The 17,065-nt window shown below is 45.0% G+C and carries 15 protein-coding genes; 7 read left to right on the top strand and 8 right to left on the bottom strand.

Going from position 1 to position 17,065, the window contains the following annotated elements; genetic code table 11:
• Positions 1 to 235: 235 nt before the first annotated feature.
• Entirely contained in the window at positions 236 to 1,096 is an 861-nt protein-coding gene (gene focA / locus L3V37_RS05795; protein ID WP_054577945.1) for a formate transporter FocA, read from the top strand.
• 85 nt (positions 1,097 to 1,181) lie between these two features.
• Here the strand turns inward: focA and L3V37_RS24165 are convergent, their stop codons facing one another.
• Positions 1,182 to 1,307, bottom strand: a complete 126-nt coding sequence (locus tag L3V37_RS24165) for a hypothetical protein (protein WP_254903806.1) — start codon at positions 1,305 to 1,307, stop codon at positions 1,182 to 1,184.
• Positions 1,308 to 1,673: 366 nt separating this feature from the next.
• Positions 1,674 to 2,486, bottom strand: a complete 813-nt coding sequence (locus L3V37_RS05790) for an ABC transporter permease (protein ID WP_047100766.1) — start codon at positions 2,484 to 2,486, stop codon at positions 1,674 to 1,676.
• A gap of 462 nt (positions 2,487 to 2,948) precedes the next feature.
• Between L3V37_RS05790 and torE the strand changes: the two genes are divergently transcribed.
• The 4 genes from torE to L3V37_RS05770 all read left to right on the top strand — a co-directional run bounded on the left by torE (position 2,949) and on the right by L3V37_RS05770 (position 8,790).
• Complete coding sequence (gene torE, locus L3V37_RS05785) at positions 2,949 to 3,128, top strand: trimethylamine N-oxide reductase system protein TorE (protein ID WP_005378141.1); 180 nt, start codon at positions 2,949 to 2,951, stop codon at positions 3,126 to 3,128.
• Positions 3,129 to 3,178: 50 nt separating this feature from the next.
• Entirely contained in the window at positions 3,179 to 4,363 is a 1,185-nt protein-coding gene (gene torC / locus L3V37_RS05780) for a pentaheme c-type cytochrome TorC (RefSeq protein ID WP_005378139.1), read from the top strand.
• A 26-nt stretch (positions 4,364 to 4,389) separates the two neighbouring features.
• Positions 4,390 to 6,852 carry a trimethylamine-N-oxide reductase TorA gene (gene torA, locus L3V37_RS05775; RefSeq protein ID WP_005378138.1) on the top strand — a complete coding sequence of 821 codons (2,463 nt, stop codon included), beginning with the start codon at positions 4,390 to 4,392 and terminating at the stop codon, positions 6,850 to 6,852.
• 198 nt (positions 6,853 to 7,050) lie between these two features.
• The gene (locus tag L3V37_RS05770) at positions 7,051 to 8,790 is read left to right on the top strand and encodes a glycoside hydrolase family 36 protein (RefSeq protein WP_237305982.1); all 1,740 of its coding nucleotides are present in this window, start codon (positions 7,051 to 7,053) and stop codon (positions 8,788 to 8,790) included.
• 77 nt (positions 8,791 to 8,867) lie between these two features.
• Here the strand turns inward: L3V37_RS05770 and L3V37_RS05765 are convergent, their stop codons facing one another.
• Positions 8,868 to 10,082 (bottom strand): putative manganese transporter, encoded by a 1,215-nt coding sequence (locus L3V37_RS05765; protein ID WP_005378133.1) that lies wholly within the window; start codon positions 10,080 to 10,082, stop codon positions 8,868 to 8,870.
• Between the two features lie 186 nt (positions 10,083 to 10,268).
• Here L3V37_RS05765 and L3V37_RS05760 point away from each other — a divergent pair, with 186 nt between their 5' ends.
• Entirely contained in the window at positions 10,269 to 11,174 is a 906-nt protein-coding gene (locus L3V37_RS05760; RefSeq protein WP_017634678.1) for a manganese-dependent inorganic pyrophosphatase, read from the top strand.
• A 68-nt stretch (positions 11,175 to 11,242) separates the two neighbouring features.
• On the top strand, positions 11,243 to 11,632 hold the full coding sequence (locus L3V37_RS05755; protein ID WP_012841946.1) for a DUF2750 domain-containing protein: 390 nt from the start codon (positions 11,243 to 11,245) through the stop codon (positions 11,630 to 11,632).
• 82 nt (positions 11,633 to 11,714) lie between these two features.
• On the opposite strand, the gene L3V37_RS05750 is transcribed toward L3V37_RS05755, so the two are convergent.
• The 5 genes from L3V37_RS05750 to sapA are packed head-to-tail and all read right to left on the bottom strand — an operon-like array spanning position 11,715 to position 16,953.
• Positions 11,715 to 12,506, bottom strand: coding sequence for an ATP-binding cassette domain-containing protein (locus L3V37_RS05750; protein ID WP_237305981.1), 792 nt, complete (start codon positions 12,504 to 12,506; stop codon positions 11,715 to 11,717).
• On the bottom strand, positions 12,503 to 13,498 hold the full coding sequence (locus L3V37_RS05745) for an oligopeptide/dipeptide ABC transporter ATP-binding protein (protein WP_005378126.1): 996 nt from the start codon (positions 13,496 to 13,498) through the stop codon (positions 12,503 to 12,505). The genes L3V37_RS05750 and L3V37_RS05745 overlap by 4 nt, the downstream gene beginning before the upstream one ends.
• Positions 13,498 to 14,385 carry an ABC transporter permease subunit gene (locus L3V37_RS05740; protein ID WP_005378123.1) on the bottom strand — a complete coding sequence of 296 codons (888 nt, stop codon included), beginning with the start codon at positions 14,383 to 14,385 and terminating at the stop codon, positions 13,498 to 13,500. The genes L3V37_RS05745 and L3V37_RS05740 overlap by 1 nt, the downstream gene beginning before the upstream one ends.
• Positions 14,372 to 15,334 (bottom strand): ABC transporter permease subunit, encoded by a 963-nt coding sequence (locus tag L3V37_RS05735; RefSeq protein WP_237305980.1) that lies wholly within the window; start codon positions 15,332 to 15,334, stop codon positions 14,372 to 14,374. Before L3V37_RS05735 ends, L3V37_RS05740 begins: the two co-directional genes overlap by 14 nt.
• Positions 15,334 to 16,953, bottom strand: a complete 1,620-nt coding sequence (gene sapA, locus L3V37_RS05730) for an ABC transporter substrate-binding protein SapA (protein WP_005378121.1) — start codon at positions 16,951 to 16,953, stop codon at positions 15,334 to 15,336. Before sapA ends, L3V37_RS05735 begins: the two co-directional genes overlap by 1 nt.
• Positions 16,954 to 17,065: the final 112 nt, after the last annotated feature.

Below are 17,065 nucleotides of genomic sequence, written 5' to 3'. Positions count from 1 at the left end.
GACAAGAAGTGTTAAGTATGGCGCTATCAGGCTGATATAACGCAGGATCTTTGTTCGAAAGGCCGAATACTTGTTAAGTATCAATGATACTTACGGTAGCGAATGATAGGCGCTATTTATTGCTTGATCTCCCAATAACAACGATTTTAGTAAACACGCCAAATAGCACTTGAAAAAATAGGGAAATAGAGCGATTATCCGCGCCTCTTTAAATGTTTCTAAATGTTACACCAGAATGAACTTTAATCAGTTTGACTCACTATTACCGCCACAAGCTGCGGAACGCGCGGCTGAAGTGGGGGTAGGCAAAGCAACTAAAGCTCCAATCAAATCTTTTCTGCTCGCCATTTCTGCGGGGCTTCATATTGGTATTGCTTTCATCTTCTATACCACAGTGACGACAGGCGCAGGCGAGCTGCCTTGGGGCATTACACGACTCATTGGTGGTCTGGCATTTAGCCTTGGTTTGATTTTGGTGGTGGTTACTGGCGGCGAGCTTTTCACTAGCTCTGTGCTGACACTAGTTGCGCGTGCGAGTGGAAAAATCTCTTGGCAAGCACTTATCAAAAACTGGTTGGTGGTTTACTTTGGCAATATGGTTGGGGCCATTTTGCTCGTGGCCTGTATGCTAGTTACCAAGCAATATATGTTTGATCATGGCCAAGTTGGTCTTAACGCGATGGCGATCTCCCAACACAAATTACATCATGGTTTCTTTGCCGCTGTTGCGCTTGGCATCATGTGTAACGTATTAGTTTGTATTGCAGTTTGGATGACGTTTAGTGGGCGAACATTGACAGATAAAATAGCGGTCATGATTTTGCCTGTGGCTATGTTCGTGTCGGCAGGTTTTGAGCACTGTATTGCGAACATGTTCCAAGTACCTATGGCGATTGGTATTAAGTACTTTGCGCCAGAAGCGTTTTGGCAAATGACAGGGGTAGATATTGCAAACTACGCGGACTTAAACATGATGGGGTTCATCGTAAACAACCTAATTCCTGTTACGATAGGAAACATTATTGGTGGTGGCGTATTTGTTGGCATGTGGTATTGGATGATTTATCTACGCGATGAAGATAACCATTTGCGATAAGTTTAGAAGATCACAAGAAAGGCGAACCAGATGGTTCGCCTTTCTTTTTATTTGTCTCTGCAAATGTCAAATAAGTCGAGTCATGCTAAATCAACTCTTCGTTGATACCAAAATCGGTTGGGAGCCAATGAGAAGTTACTTCCTTTGGTTCTTGAACGAGCCAATCCAGAGGTGCATCGGACAGGAGTTCATCGTAATTTTCTTTGATCATTAAGACATCCATGTACGTCTCTCCAAGTTTGTGGTCACTGCCTTTACTCTAAAATTAGAACATGTCAGTCACGTGATCAATGCATGACGATTCGATTGATCACTTATGTTGCTATGTTTCTGGTTGCGTATGGGTTTTGGGGGCTTATCCACATTTTCTGTGGATAACCTGTATCAAAGGTCGTGCGTATCTAAACTTGCAAAGAAAATTTCATAAAATTAGAGGGTTATATCAAAAATAATTCTGCCTGACTTTTCATCTGAAAGCGTCTTGATGAGTGCTCGAAGAATAGTTGAGTTATTCAGTTATAAGTACGTTCGACTTGGCAACATGAGTTGTTTAACGGGCTTTACCCACAAGCGCCAACTAACCGTGAGTTTTGGTCGATTCGGGTTGCTCGATTTTTATCTTGATTCGGCCTTCTTTGGTTTGTACCCAGCGCAATGTCATTTCTAACGTTATGGTTACGGAGGCACTCAACATGACGAAAATAGCCAGCATAATTACTAACTGGTATTTAATCGCAACCATCGGGCTCGCGCCACCTAGAATTTGACCGGTCATCATACCCGGTAAGGTAACCAGCCCTGTAGTGGCCATAGAAGCTAAAGTCGGGGCAAGGGACTTTCTAAGAGCCTCCTGAATGAAGGGGAAGGATGCGTAGCGAGGAGAGGCTCCAAGTGAGATTGCAGCCTCATATTCTGCTTGTCTCTGCTCAAAAGCCGTAAACAAATTCTGAAGAGCGATGATATTACTACTCAAGCTGTTACCCAATAACATACCAGCAAGTGGGATCATGTACTGCGCATTGTAAATAGGGGATGGTTGCACTAAGCCTGCTGTAATTGCTATCAGAAGTGGTATTAGACCACAGGTAAGGCCCGTTAGTAGCGGAAGCATAAGTGGCTTTTTAGGTAAGCGAGCTTTTCCCGCAATTGAGCTGGCACCAATCAGTAGCATGATGGCAAGCCAAAGTATATTGACAAGTAAGCTGTTTAATTGAAAAAGATATTCTAAATACACGCCAATCAATATGAGCTGAAGTGTCATTCGGATAACACTGATTATGGTGTCTTTTGCTATCCCTAATTTGTAGCGGGCATTGATAAAGAAGGGGACCAATAAAATCAAACCAAACAGTGCCAGTTTGACCCAGCTTATATCCACCACGTTATCCATAATCGCTCCTTGAAAATACGCGAATAATTGTATCTAAGCCTCCCCTTTATATGAACCACTATGTGCACTTTTTGCTGTTCTTAAAGTAAACCTTGAGTGCTATTTTAGACATTAATACGCAGCATTCTGTTTACAAGTGGTTATCTTTTTCGGAGTTTTTAAGTCGATTTATGGCATGGTAATTACGATTTAAATGTGAATGATGTTTCTTAAATGTTGGTTATTTAACAACTCCTTAAAAGACTTATTTTGTCACATCTGTTCATGTTTTTTAATAAATAACATCAATCCATCATATCTCTGGATGAGCTCAAAAAAGTGTTGAATTACAAGGTCTGAGGTCGCTTATTTGATTGAACCCTACTATTAGTATGGTCTAACATTTTCCATTAGAGATTGTAAAAAACTTAAGCTTGGTTACGCGGGCTTTTCAATAACACTAGATACAAAATAGGCAAATGTATGAGTGATGTTAATAAAATTGAGAGTGGTGAAAAACGCTCCCTGGAGTGGAAGTCGTTCCTCTTCATTGCAGTTGTTCTCTTCCCAATTCTGAGTGTGGCCTTTGTTGGCGGCTACGGGTTCATCGTTTGGATGTTGCAAGTCTTCTTCTTTGGACCTCCAGGCGCGCACGGCATGTAAGCCAGTGAGCTCATAACCACACTTTTGAAAAGATTTTAAGAGAGCAAATAATGAAATCATTAATCATTAAACTGTGGCGTACCATGACGCGCCCAGCTGTACATATCAGCCTAGGTGTGCTGACTATGGGCGGCTTTATTGCTGGTGTTATCTTTTGGGGTGGCTTTAACACCGCTCTAGAAGCAACCAACACAGAAGAATTCTGTATTAGTTGTCACACAATGCGTGACAACGTGTACGTTGAGCTACAAGAAACGGTGCACTGGAAAAACCACTCTGGTGTTCGTGCTACCTGCCCTGATTGTCACGTTCCACATAACTGGACAGATAAGATCGCTCGTAAGATGCAAGCTTCTAAAGAAGTATTTGCACAAGTATTTGGCAACTACGACGAACCGGGTGTGTTCGAAGAGCGTCGTATCGAACTTGCTAAACACGAATGGGATCGTTTCTCGGCAAACAAATCTCTGGAGTGTAAAAACTGTCACAACTACGAATCGATGGATTTCGAGCAAATGTCTCCTACGGCTCGTATCCAAATGAAGCAAGCCGCTGAGAAAGATCAAAGCTGTGTTGACTGTCACAAGGGTATTGCGCACAACCTACCAGCAGGCATGGACAGCATTGGCGGTATCGTGGGTGATCTAGAGGGTATGACTTCTAACACGGATTACGGCGTTGGTCAGCAACTCGTGAGCGTTCGTCACCTACCAATTTACTTTGATGCGCAAGGCAGTAAAGAAGCTGGTCTTCTTAATCCTGCATCGACCGTTAAAGTTCTTGAAGACAAAGGCGAGTTTGTTGAGATCGAAATTGACGGTTGGCGCAAAGCAAAAGGTTTTGGTCGTGTAATTCAAGAAGACTTCGGTAAGAACATTGCGACTGCGTCTCTGATGAAAGAAGCAGCAACAGACAGCAACATTGTGACGACTGGTGAGAAAAAAGTGGATGAGTTAACAGGCCTTCCTTGGGAAAAAGTAGCGGCGAAAGTATGGATTAAGAAAGAGTCTATGCTGAACGACATCAATCCTGTTTGGGAAAAATCTCGTGAAGCCTACAAGACCAATTGTTCTGTATGTCACACTCAACCTGCGGAAGCGCACTTCGACGCGAACACCTGGCCAGGTATGTTCGACGGTATGTTGGCGTTCGTTAACCTAGATACAGACAGTGAAGCACTGATCTTGAAGTATCTACAGAAACACTCTTCAGATTATGCTGAAGGTCACCACTAATAAGCGTCGGATTGGAGTAATTTTAAATGGCTATTACACGAAGAAGTTTTCTTAAAGGTGTAGCAACCACAAGTGCAGCGTCAGTAATTGGTCCTAGCTTATTGGCGTCCGCCTCTGCAAATGCCGTTGAGACGACAGGTACTTGGAAAGTAACCGGTTCTCACTGGGGCGCGTTCCGCGCCCACATCTACGCGGGTAAAGTTCAAGAGATCAAGCCGCTAGAGCTAGACAAAAACCCAACAGAAATGTTGAACGGCATTAAGGGTATTATCTACAGCCCTTCACGTGTTCGTTACCCAATGGTTCGTCTAGATTGGTTGAAGAAACATAAATACAGCGCGGATACTCGTGGTAACAACCGTTTCATCCGAGTAACTTGGGATGAAGCGCTAGATTTGTTTTATCGCGAACTAGAACGTATTCAAAAAGACTACGGCCCATGGGCGCTGCATGCAGGTCAAACAGGTTGGAACCAAACGGGTTCATTTAACAACTGTACTGCGCACATGCAACGTGCAGTAGGTATGCATGGCAACTTCATCACTAAAGTAGGTGACTACTCGACGGGTGCAGGTCAAACCATTATGCCGTACGTGCTAGGCTCAACCGAAGTTTATGCACAAGGTACGTCTTGGTCTGAGATCCTAGAAAACTCTGACAACATCGTTCTTTGGGCTAACGACCCAGTGAAAAACCTTCAAGTAGGTTGGAACTGTGAAACGCATGAGTCGTTTAAGTACCTTGCACAATTAAAAGAAAAAGTGGCGAAAGGTGAGATCAACGTTCTATCTGTAGACCCAGTGAAGAACAAAACTCAGCGCTACTTAGAGAACGATCACTTGTACATCAACCCGCTGACAGACGTAGCGTTCATGCTCGCTGTGGCACACGTGTTGTACAACGAAAACCTGTACGATAAGAAGTTCATTGATACTTACTGTCTAGGCTTTGAAGAGTTCATTCAATACGTTCAAGGTAAGACAAAAGACAAAGTAGAGAAGACGCCTGAATGGGCAGCAGCGATTTGTGGTGTGAAAGCGGACAAGATCCGTGAATTCGCACGCATGCTAGTCAGCGGTCGTACACAGATCCTGATGGGTTGGTGTATCCAGCGTCAAGAGCACGGTGAGCAGCCATACTGGGCAGCGGCTGTGGTTGCTGCAATGGTTGGTCAAATCGGTCTACCTGGCGGTGGTATCTCTTACGGTCACCATTACTCAAGTATCGGTGTGCCTTCTACTGGTTTCGCGGGCCCTGGTGGTTTCCCTCGTAACCTTGACCAAGGTATGAAACCGAAGTGGGACAACAACGACTTTAACGGCTACAGTCGTACTATCCCAGTTGCACGTTGGATCGACTGTCTGCTAGAACCTGGTAAAGAGATCAACTACAACGGCGGTAAAGTGAAACTGCCAGACTTCAAGATGATGGTTATCTCGGGTTGTAACCCATGGCACCACCATCAAGATCGTAACCGCATGAAGAAAGCGTTCCGCAAACTTCAAACGGTTGTAACGATCGAGTTTGCTTGGACTGCGACATGTCGTTTCTCAGATATCGTTCTACCGGCGTGTACGCAATGGGAACGTAACGACATCGACGTATACGGTTCATACTCGAACAAAGGTCTGATTGCGATGCATCGCCTCGTTGATCCATTGTTCCAATCTAAGCCTGACTTCCAAATCATGAGTGAACTAACTCAGCGTTTTGGTCGCCGCGAAGAATACACTCGTGGTATGAGCGAGATGGAATGGATCGAAAGCCTTTACAACGATTGTAAAAAAGCGAACGAAGGTAAGTTTGAAATGCCAGAATTCAACGAGTTCTGGGAGAAGAGCGTACTAGACTTCGGTGAAGGTAAACCTTGGGTTCGTCATGCGGACTTCCGTAAAGATCCTGAGCTTAATCCACTAGGTACGCCGTCTGGCTTCATCGAGATTACATCACGCAAGATCGGCCGTTACGGTTATGAACACTGTCAAGAGCACCCAATGTGGTTCGAAAAATCAGAGCGTTCACACGGTGGTCCTGGTTCAGATAAATACCCATTCTGGTTGCAGTCTTGCCACCCTGATAAGCGTCTTCACTCTCAAATGTGTGAGTCTGAAGAGTTCCGCGCGACTTACGCGGTACAAGGTCGTGAGCCGGTTTACATCAACCCAGCGGATGCCAAAGCAAAAGGCATCAAAGATGGTGATTTGGTACGTGTATTCAACGGTCGTGGTCAGCTGTTAGCTGGTGCTGTTTTGACTGACAGCTACCCACGTGGCGTTATTCGTATCGAAGAAGGTGCATGGTACGGTCCTCTAAACGAGAAAGAGGGCGCAATCTGTACCTACGGTGATCCTAACACGCTGACGCAAGACATCGGTTCTTCTGAGCTTGCACAGGCGACTTCTGCGAACACATGTATCGTAGACTTCGAGAAGTTCACAGGTAAAGTGCCACCAGTCACTTCATTTGGTGGTCCGATCGAAGTTGCTTAATTAGTGCAGTTTGCATAAATCGAAATACCAGCCTCAGGGCTGGTATTTTTTTATCAAAATTTCAGTGAGCGTTGTCTCAATAGTAACTTCATAACGTTAAACGAGACTGGTATTCGTGATGATGGTAACGAATTGGGTGAGACAAGCAGGAGATAATGCGCCAAGCTAAACAATAATAATTAAGTGAGTAGACCCATTATGGCTCAGAGCATTCAATTAGCAAATCACACTGAGATCACTGTGAATAACAATGACTTCCAAGTTGAAGTCGAGGGTAATCAATTACATTTTTCTTTTGCTGGTCTTCACAATAAAACCTTTACCGACCGTGAAGTGTTATTCGAAATGTCGTTTTTGTACGAGCACGAGGCCAACGTAATTGGGGATGGTTTTCAAATGTTGGCGCAAACGGCGGGAACGATCAATCACCCCGTTGATATTGGTCGCTGCCCAGACAATAATCCTTCTTATCGAATCTACCCTAAAGATGCCCCTAAGCGTTATTACAACTATTTAGTAGTGGAAGGTTCAGCGGGCTACACATTATTTGGCTTCACATCATGTCATCGCTTTGCAGGCTATTTTGATGTTGTGCTGCGTGATGGGCATTGGGTTTTATCAGCCGCAATTGATGGTGAGTTGACTCAAGTGGCGGATTGGGAAAGTAATCAACTTGAATCCGTGGCGGTACTCTGTGGTCAATCGCTGTCCGAGCTTTATCAAACCTATGGCGAGATGATTGCAGAGCATCATCCGGTTCGCCAAGGTGTGACACAAGATGCGCCTGTTGGTTGGTGTTCGTGGTACGCGTACTACGCAGACGTGACAGAGCAAAACATCATGCAGAACGTAGATTGTATGAAAGATAAGCTCGAAGACCTAGAGTGGGTACTTCTGGATGATGGCTATCAAGCCTTTATGGGCGATTGGTTAACCCCATCAGATAAGTTTTCTGGTGGCGTAAAAGAGCTCATTCATAACATCCGTGCAAAAGGAAAAAAGCCGGCAATTTGGATGGCGCCTTTCATTGCACAGCCTGAGTCGGAGATCTTCAAACAGCATCCAGATTGGTTTGTTCGCCACAAGGATGGTGGCTTACTTAAAGCAGAAGATGTCACATACGGTGGTTGGCGATGCACGCCTTGGTACATACTCGATACCTCAAACCCAGAAGTACAAGACCATTTGACGCATGTGGTTTCTGTCATGAGACAAGAGTGGGGCGTTGAGTTGTTCAAGCTAGACGCGAACTATTGGGGCACCTTAAAAGGTGTGCGTAAACAATCTGGTATTACAGGCGTTGAGGCGTATCGCTTAGGAATGGAAGCGATTACTAAAGGCGCTGGTGATGCGTGGCTTTTAGGTTGCAACGCGCCAATGTGGCCATCTCTAGGGCTTGTGGATGCAATGCGTGTTTCTGACGATGTAGAGCGTCATAGTCGTCGATTCGAGCAGATAGCCAGAGAAACCTTTTACCGTAGTTGGCAGCACCGAAAACTGTGGCAAATTGACCCGGATTGCGCGACATTCACTTCATTAGCTAATCAATCTGCATCCAGAGAAGAGTATGAATTTCATCGCACGGTGTTATTAGCGAGTGGTGGTTTGCTGCTGTCTGGCGACCCACTCCCTGAGATTACGCCGTTTGCTAAGAAGACACTGGCTAAGCTCATGTTACGTCAACAACGTAACCAGCAATCTGCAAAGTTTACCGCTTTGAGTTTAAATCACGCGTTTTTAAAACTAACGACGAAGAATGACCTCCATTGTTTGTTTAATTATGCGAGTTACGGAGCGATGGAATTTACGCTGACGTCTGATCAACCGGTGGACTGGTATGATTACTGGACAGGGGAAAAGCTAAACCAAGAACCTTGCCAGTTGTTAATGGTGAGCGTGGATAAAGGGCTCAATGCGAAAGCGATCGTTACAGCATAGCGTGAAGTAAATCGCCCAATACCGAGATCAAGAAAGGAGCCTATTGCGGCTCCTTTCTCGTTTTGATGCTCTGGGCGTTAGAACTCGAATAAAAAGTAATACCCGTATCCAACAATAAACGCAGGAATGGACGAATAAATTGTCGCGACCAAAGCAGCTTTCGGTGCCATTGCAATGGCGGGGAATAGGGCGTCACCATCGTTAGAAATCGCATTGGCCAGTTGCGCAGAAAGTGGCGCTGCACCAGAAATGTATAGGCTAGTGACTAAAATTTGCGGTCCACAACCAGGCAACATACCAATGGCTAGGCCAGCTAATGGCATCCAAATTCCCCAATGAGAAAAGGTTTCTACAAGGTCGAGTCCAGAAAAATAGGTTGTCAGCTCAAACGCCAGAAAAGCAACGATCACCCAAGCACTGACGAAATTCGTATCTTGTGCTGCTTTTTGAATCGGGTGTGAGTCCACGATTTTTTCATCTTCAGAGACCGTTGACTGATAATCGCCAAGTTCTTTTGTCATCGCCCATAATGACATTGTGATCACTGCAAAGATAGCGCCCAGCCATTCAATGGTGTTGGCTTTCAAAGATAGCAACTGATTAATATCTATTTGGAAAGACATTAACACAGCAACGACACTAGCAGGCACAATAAGCCATTTCCAAAATGCGCCTTGTAGATTGATTGCACGTTGTTCAAGAGGCGTGTGTCGGTCTGTCTGGTGTTGGCAACAAGCATGTGTCTGAGGTGCTTCTTTTGGTTCTGGTCGCAGAAAGTTATCAGCATGAAAAGCATTAACGACTAACCCTGAAAGAGTACCCACGATAATGCCTAATCCAACCACGCCTAATCCAACACTTGGTTTGGCGGCCAGAAGTAAAAAGGCAGCGTCACCCATTGTTGAAGTAAGTACCGCGACAATCGCACCAAATCCCACTCGGCCACTAATAAATTGCGTTGTCACAACAATAGCGCCACCACAGCCAGGCAAAGCACCCAACAAAGAAGCAAAGAAAACCTGATGATTACGCGAGCGATGATATAGCTCGGTAATTCGATTGGTTTTCGACATAAAGTTTGAAAGATAATGATAAATAGCCAATGTGGCAGCAACATAGCATGACACCGCCCAGAATGAGTCGGATAGCGTCTGTACGGCTACGTCACGTGTATTTTCATTGCCTAGCAAAATGAGCATGACGATAGGGATCAGCAATCGCTTATAAGCTAAACGAAACTGAGTAGGCTGAAACAACTGTTGTGCAGAGTGTAATAATTGGGTCGCGTTCATCGTTTACTCAAATGCAAATAGGAATAATTATCATTATATGTAAATGAGATTTATTCGCAATAGCATTGTGAACTTTTCTTCGTGTCAAACTCTCTGAAATCAGGTAAAGTATCGGCCTTTGTGAGCAAACACGCCCTAATTAACTGTATTAGGCGGCGTATAAAATTGACTTGAATAGGAAGAAACATGATTCTAGTTGTAGGTCATAAGAACCCAGACAGTGACAGTATTTGTAGTGCACTCGTTGCAACTGAACTTCTAAAAGCGCGTGGCGTTGAAGCTATGCCAATTCGCCAAGGCGAAATCAACCGTGAAACTCAGCACATCCTAGAAGTTGCTGGCGCTGAAGTTCCTGAGCTTCGCACATCAGTTGCGGGTGAGACCGTTTGGCTAGTAGATTACTCAGATCTAGCACAAGCACCAGACGATATCGCAGAAGCTGAAATTGCGGGTATTGTTGACCACCACCGTCTAGGTGACGTGATGACAGTAAACCCAATGGAAGCATGGATCTGGCCTGTTGGTTGTACCAACACTGTTCTGTTCAACATGTTCAAGATTGAAGGTCACGCGATTACTCCACAAATTGCTAAGCTAATGATGTCAGCAATTCTATCTGACACAGTAGGTTTTGCTTCTCCAACTTGTACACAAAAAGACAAAGATGCCGTTGCTGAATTAGCGGCAATCGCAGACGTACAAGATGTGGACGCGTTCACTAAAGATCTTCTAATTGCTAAAACAAACATCGAAGGTCTATCAGCGGCTGAGCTTGTTGAGAAAGACCTTAAAGGTTACCCATTCAACGGTCGTGACGTAGTGGTTGGTCAGGTTGAACTTGCAACTCTTGAGCAAGTTGACGGTATGATCGAAGCACTAGAAGCAGACCTAGAATCTCGTTGTGAGAAAGATAACCTAGCGTTCGCTGCTGTAATGCTAACAGACATCACGACTGCTCAAACTCGTCTTCTATACAAAGGTGAGTGGGCTGAGAAGCTTGTTAAGCACGAAAAAGACGGCATGTTAATGATGGAAAACACGCTAAGCCGTAAGAAGCAAGGTTGGCCTTGGCTTCAAACTGAGCTAGCTTAATTTTCTAGCATATACTTTAAATGCCCGCCTAGCTGCGGGCATTTTTCTATGGGAAATAGGAGACGAATATGTCTGAGCAACTGACCCAAGAGCAGATGGATACCATTAATCGCTACAACGAAGAGCAACGCTTAAAGTACTGCGTAAAAGAGATTGTGGCGAATCGTAAAGTTTGGATTCTGAAAGATGAACATGGCTGTGTCATGTTAAATACAGAAGATGATGATTGTGTACCAGTATGGCCAAACGAAGAGTTTGCTTTGCAATGGGCTAATGGTGATTGGGAAGATTGCGAGCCAGAAGCGATCTCTCTAAACAAGTGGCACAGTCGTTGGACATCTGGTCTGGAAGATGACGAATTATCTGTTGTTGTATTCCCAAATCAAAATGAAGAAGGGGTCGTATTGTTTCCTGACGAGTTTGATTTCGAACTGCGCAAACAAGCGAGCCGCCGCTAATTTTTCGATTCGTGTCCATTTAATAAAGAAGCCTGCTTTAACGCAGGCTTCTTTACATTTGTGCGATGACATCTTTGATAAGCTATTTTGTTTGATGGCTTGGCGCTTTATAAAAGTGGCTTTCGACTAGTCGTTGAGTAATAGGATGCTCGGGATGAGTCAGTACTTGGTTGGTCTCGCCAAACTCGACCACTTCACCTTCATGCATCACCATCACTTGATCAGTAATATGCTTAACAATGCCAATGTGCTGAGACACGTACACAAATGACAATCCCATCTCTTCTTGCAACTCGAGGAATAAGTTAATGATCTGCGAGCGCATTGCCATATCCAAACCGTTTAACGCCTCATCAGCGACAATGATGGAAGGTTGAAGAATAAGTGCACGAGCCAAACACACGCGCTGTTTTTGACCGGCAGCTAGCATTTGTGGATAAAAATAGGCGTGCTCAGGCAGCAATCCTACGCGGAGCAGGGTGTTCTTTACACGCTGCATGCGCGCATCTGGCGGCATGTTGGTATTTCGCTTTAGCGGACCTTCTAAAATACGACCAATCTGGATACGTGGGTTTAACGATGTGTTTGGATCTTGGAAAATCATGCGGATGAGCTTGCAGCGTGTCGCGTAATCTTTGTGCTCCAATCGTTCGCCATTCACACGGATCTCTCCGGAGCTTGGTTCAACAACGCCAGCAAGCATACGAGCTAGTGTGGATTTTCCTGACCCGTTTTGACCAATAAAACCAATAGTTTGTCCTGGCTCTAAAGTAAAGCTTACCGGTTTAACTGCCTCATTAACCTGACGTTTGAACAGACGGGAGCGCGTAACAAATTGCTTCGATAAATTATCGACTTCAAGTAACGCACTCATGACTTTTTCTCCGTGTTCAATGGAAAGTGGCAGTTAAATTTATGATTCTTAATTCGTCTGGTGTGTGGAATTTCTACACATTGTTTCTGCGCATACGGGCAACGTGGTCCGAGGCGACAACCGATAGGCAGATGTTGCAATGGCGGAATCGAGCCCGGTAGGGATTGGAGTTTTTGCTTGTGTGGTACCCAATCATTAAAGTCAGGCATCGCTTTAAGCAAGGCATCGGTGTACGGGTGCTTGGGTGCCGCAATGATTTTACTGGTATCGGCAGACTCCACCGACTGACCACAATACATTACCGTAATACGTCCTGCCCACTGTGTTATGGTCGCTAAGTCGTGGCCGATAAGCAAAATGGTTGTGTTATTAAGTTGGTTCATGCGGCTCAACAGACGCAAAATTTGCGATTGAGTAATCGGGTCTAAGTCGTTGGTTGGCTCATCTGCGATCAGCAACTTTGGTTTGGTCGCTATCGCCATGGCAATCATGACTTTTTGACACTCACCATCAGTCAGTTCATAAGGGTAGCTACCCATTAAACGCTTGTGATCTTTAATACCCACTTTATGCAAAAGCGCGATGGCCTGTTTTTTACGCCATTTAAATCGCTCCCACCATTTCCCTTCAAATGCGCGAGATGGAATGGATTCAATCAATTGACGCCCGACTTCCTCTGAAGGGTCAAGACAAGTTGAAGGTTCTTGGAAAATCATCGCAATATCACGAGCAATGACGCGCCGACGCTCTTTTGGCGTAAGCTGAAGCAAGTCAATATTGCCAAGGCGCATACGGTCAGCGGTGATGCGCCAGTTATCTTTACTCACACCGACAATCGCTTTTGCAACTAAGCTTTTTCCAGAGCCAGACTCACCTACAAGACCACGAATTTCGCCTTCGTTCAAAGTTAGGCTCATTCGGTCAACGGCTTTGACCAACCCTTGAGGTGTTTCGATCTCAATGGTCAAATGTCGAATATCTAACAACGGCATTATTCGATCCCCGCATTAAGCGCTTGACGTACACCTTCACCTACTAAGTTTAGGGTAATAACAGTAAACATGATGGTCAGGCCGGGTAGGGTCACTGTCCAAGGTGCAATATAAATAAGCTCGACAGAGTCACCTAATATTGCTCCCCACTCGGTGCTTGGGGCCTGTGCGCCTAGGCCAAGAAAACCCAGTGCCGTAATATCTAAAATCGCAGCAGAGAGCGCGAGTGTGATTTCAGCGGCAATGACCGTCAGAATGTTAGGAAGAATTGAACTCCACAGTAAGTAGAAATCATTAGCGCCATCAAGGCGTGCTGCCATTATGTAGTCTTTTTCAACTTCGGTGTGGACTGCGATATAAACAGAGCGAATAAAACGCGGAATCAAAGCTAAGCAGATTGCGAGTAAAATATTGAACCCACCAAAGCCGAGAAATGCCACAAAAATGATTGCTAATAAGAGCGACGGGATCGACATGACGGTATCGAGCAAGTGGTTGAGAGTACTCGACAGTAAGCCTTTCGTCATACCTGCCAATACGCCAATTAAACAGCCTACAACGGCAGCAATTGCGGTGATGGCGACAGCAGCGCCAAATGTTAGCTGAGAGCCCATAATCAGGCGCGAAAGAATATCTCTACCTAAGTCATCGGTCCCCAAAAAGTAATCAACCGTTCCTGCTGGGGCCCATGATGGCGGCACAAGCAACTCACCTGACTGTGCTTGGGCGTCAAATGGTGCAAGTAGGGGGGCAAAAATGGTAATAAGGACGATAAACACCAAGCACCACAAGCCAAACATGGCTAGTCCGTTGGCACGGTAGCTTCGCCAAAATCGCTCAAACTGAGTTGGAATGCGTTCTTCCTGATAAACGTTATTTGTTAGCATACCATTCCTTTCGAACTAAAGGGTTAATCATCGCGCCAATCAAATCCGAGAGAATGTTAGCGGTAAGAACCAAAGTCGCAAGTACCATCACGCCAGCTTGGATAGATGCATAGTCTTGGCTTGCTAGCGCATCTAAAAGCCAACGACCAATACCTGGCCAGTTAAAAATAGACTCCGTGATGATAGCTAAGGTAATCATACTCGAAAGTTGAACACCAACTTTGGGAATGATAGGCGGTATCGCATTCCGCAATACATGTTGAGTTACGATTTCGCGGTTAGAAAGACCTTTGATTCTCGCTGCACGGATGTAGTTTTGGCTCATCACTTCCGCTACCGAGGAACGCATTAGTCCGACAACCTGGGTGGTTGGAGCCAAAGCGAGCACCAAACATGGCAGCACCATATGTTCAATAACGCTTTGCAGTGCATGAGCGCGGTATTCGCCTTTCGCCATGAATGCGTCGATAATGGCAAACCCGGTTACATGATCAATTTCGTAAAGTAAATCATACCGTCCCGCAACGGGAAAGAGTTGGTACTCCAATGAAAAGACCATGATAAGTAACAGAGCTACCCAAAAGATTGGGGCGGAATAACCAGACATTGACATGAATGAAATGCTGGTATCGAGCCATTTACCTTGCTTCATCCCAGCAACGGTTCCAAGCGGAATACCGATCAAAAGGGACACCAAAAAGGCAAAAAAGCACAGTTCCAAAGTGGCCGGGAATACAACGGCGAGCTCGTCATAAATCGCGTTGCCGTTTTTACTTATGCCAAAATCAAGCTGAGAAAGGTTGATTAAGTAAGTTTGCCAACCAGACCAAAAATCAACGTTTGCCCAGTGCGAGAGAGGGTCAAGGCGCAGCAGAGAAAAGCCCACTAATGTGAGGATCATCAAAGTGATGAAAAATAGGTTAAAGCGTCGAACGGTATACCAAAACATCAGTGAATTCTCTCAACTCTATCAAACGGTTGGGCATTGAAAGGGCTTGATTTGAAGCCTGTCAGCGATTTGTCGTGCACACGGAACTGCACGCCATGCGCCAGAGGAATAACCGGGAACTCTTGATTCAAAATGTTCTGTGCTTGGCGATATAGGTTCAAACGGTAACGCGGTTCTTGAGTTTCTAACGCCAAATCGAGCAAGAAATCGAAGTCATCGTTACACCACATGGACACGTTAAGGCCAACGCGGTCAGACTCGCAAGATAATAAAGGGCGGAAAAAGTTGTCAGGATCCCCGGTATCACCAATCCAACCTGTTAAAAGTAAATCGATATCGTTGATGTTCTCCAAATCCACACGTTCAAACCTATCATCGGTAAGTAGCGTTAATTTAACCCCAATATCGGCAAAATTCGCTTGGATTAGCTCCGCGGTCTTGCGAGGACTTGGGTTAAAGGCGCGTGGTTCAAGTGGTACCCACATGGTCAGCTCTAGACCGTCTTCATAGCCAGCATCTCGAAGTAGTGCCAATGCATAATTCCGGTCATAACGAATTTTTACACTGTCTTTTTGATAAGCCCATGAATTAGGTGGTAGCAAGGTATAAGCTTGGGAGCCAGTTCCGTAGTAAACCGAATCTAAAATGTTCTGACGGTTAATCGCTAAGTTAAGTGCTTGGCGGACGCGAGCATCACTAAGTGCGGTGGTTTCTGTGTTTATCGCAATAAAGGAAACGTTGTTAGCTGGTGTAGCCGTCAGCTCAAGGTTGTCATTTTCTTGAATGACAGGTATTTGGCTCGAAATAGGTGAAGAGAGTACGTCACACTCGTTTCTTAAAAGTTTAGCTAATGTACCCGTGCCTCTGTGAGATATATCGAATACCACTTGTTCCATTTTTGCTGGTGACTTCCAGTAATTAGAATGACGCTCTAATCGAATCAAGTCGTTCACTTGGTATTCTTTTAATTGATAAGGGCCGGTACCGATAGGAAGTTGGTCGATTTCTTCTTTATGATCTTTTGCAGCCAATTGCTGTCCATACTCCGCAGACAAGATAACCGCATGGCTGGTGGCAATATTGGCCAAGAAAGAAAAGTTTGGCTGAGACAACGTAAACCTTACCGTATGCTCATCTATTGCAACCACGTCTTGGAGTAGGTTTTGAAAATCTAACCCTGCAAACCATGGATAAAAACCACCACCTACTTGGTGAAAAGGATGGTCTACATCGATGATTCGCTTGAAGCTAAATACCACATCTTTTGCATTCAATGGGCGAGTGGGTGCAAACCAAGGCGTGGTTTGGAATTGAACACCACGTTTAAGCTTAAACGTGTATTCCGTCCCTGATTCATTTACTGACCAACTCTCGGCGATGCTTGCCACGGGCTGATGTGATTTAGGATCGAGCGTGAGCAGCGTATCGTACAGCTGCGGGCTCAGAGCCTCTGCGGTAATACCGCTATCAATAAGCTGAGGGTTAAACGTGGTCGGCTTACCTTGTCCGCAAAACACAAAGCCAGCTTTGCGAATATCATTGTGGTCAATTTCATCGCCACAAGCGGTCAGTAGGCTAATCCCAATAAGGCTCAGCGATAATCTTATAAAAGCATTCATAATATGAAATGTTCATTGGATCTTGCTCGTTTCGTTTGATCTTACTCTTTCAAAGCTAACAAGCGAAAATGATCTCGCTAATTTATCACCTTTGTGAACTCGCTCCAAACAT

The sequence above is a fragment of the Vibrio sp. D54 genome, assembly GCF_021728075.1.
Taxonomy (GTDB): domain Bacteria; phylum Pseudomonadota; class Gammaproteobacteria; order Enterobacterales; family Vibrionaceae; genus Vibrio; species Vibrio alginolyticus.
This window is presented reverse-complemented; position numbering and strand designations above follow the sequence as displayed.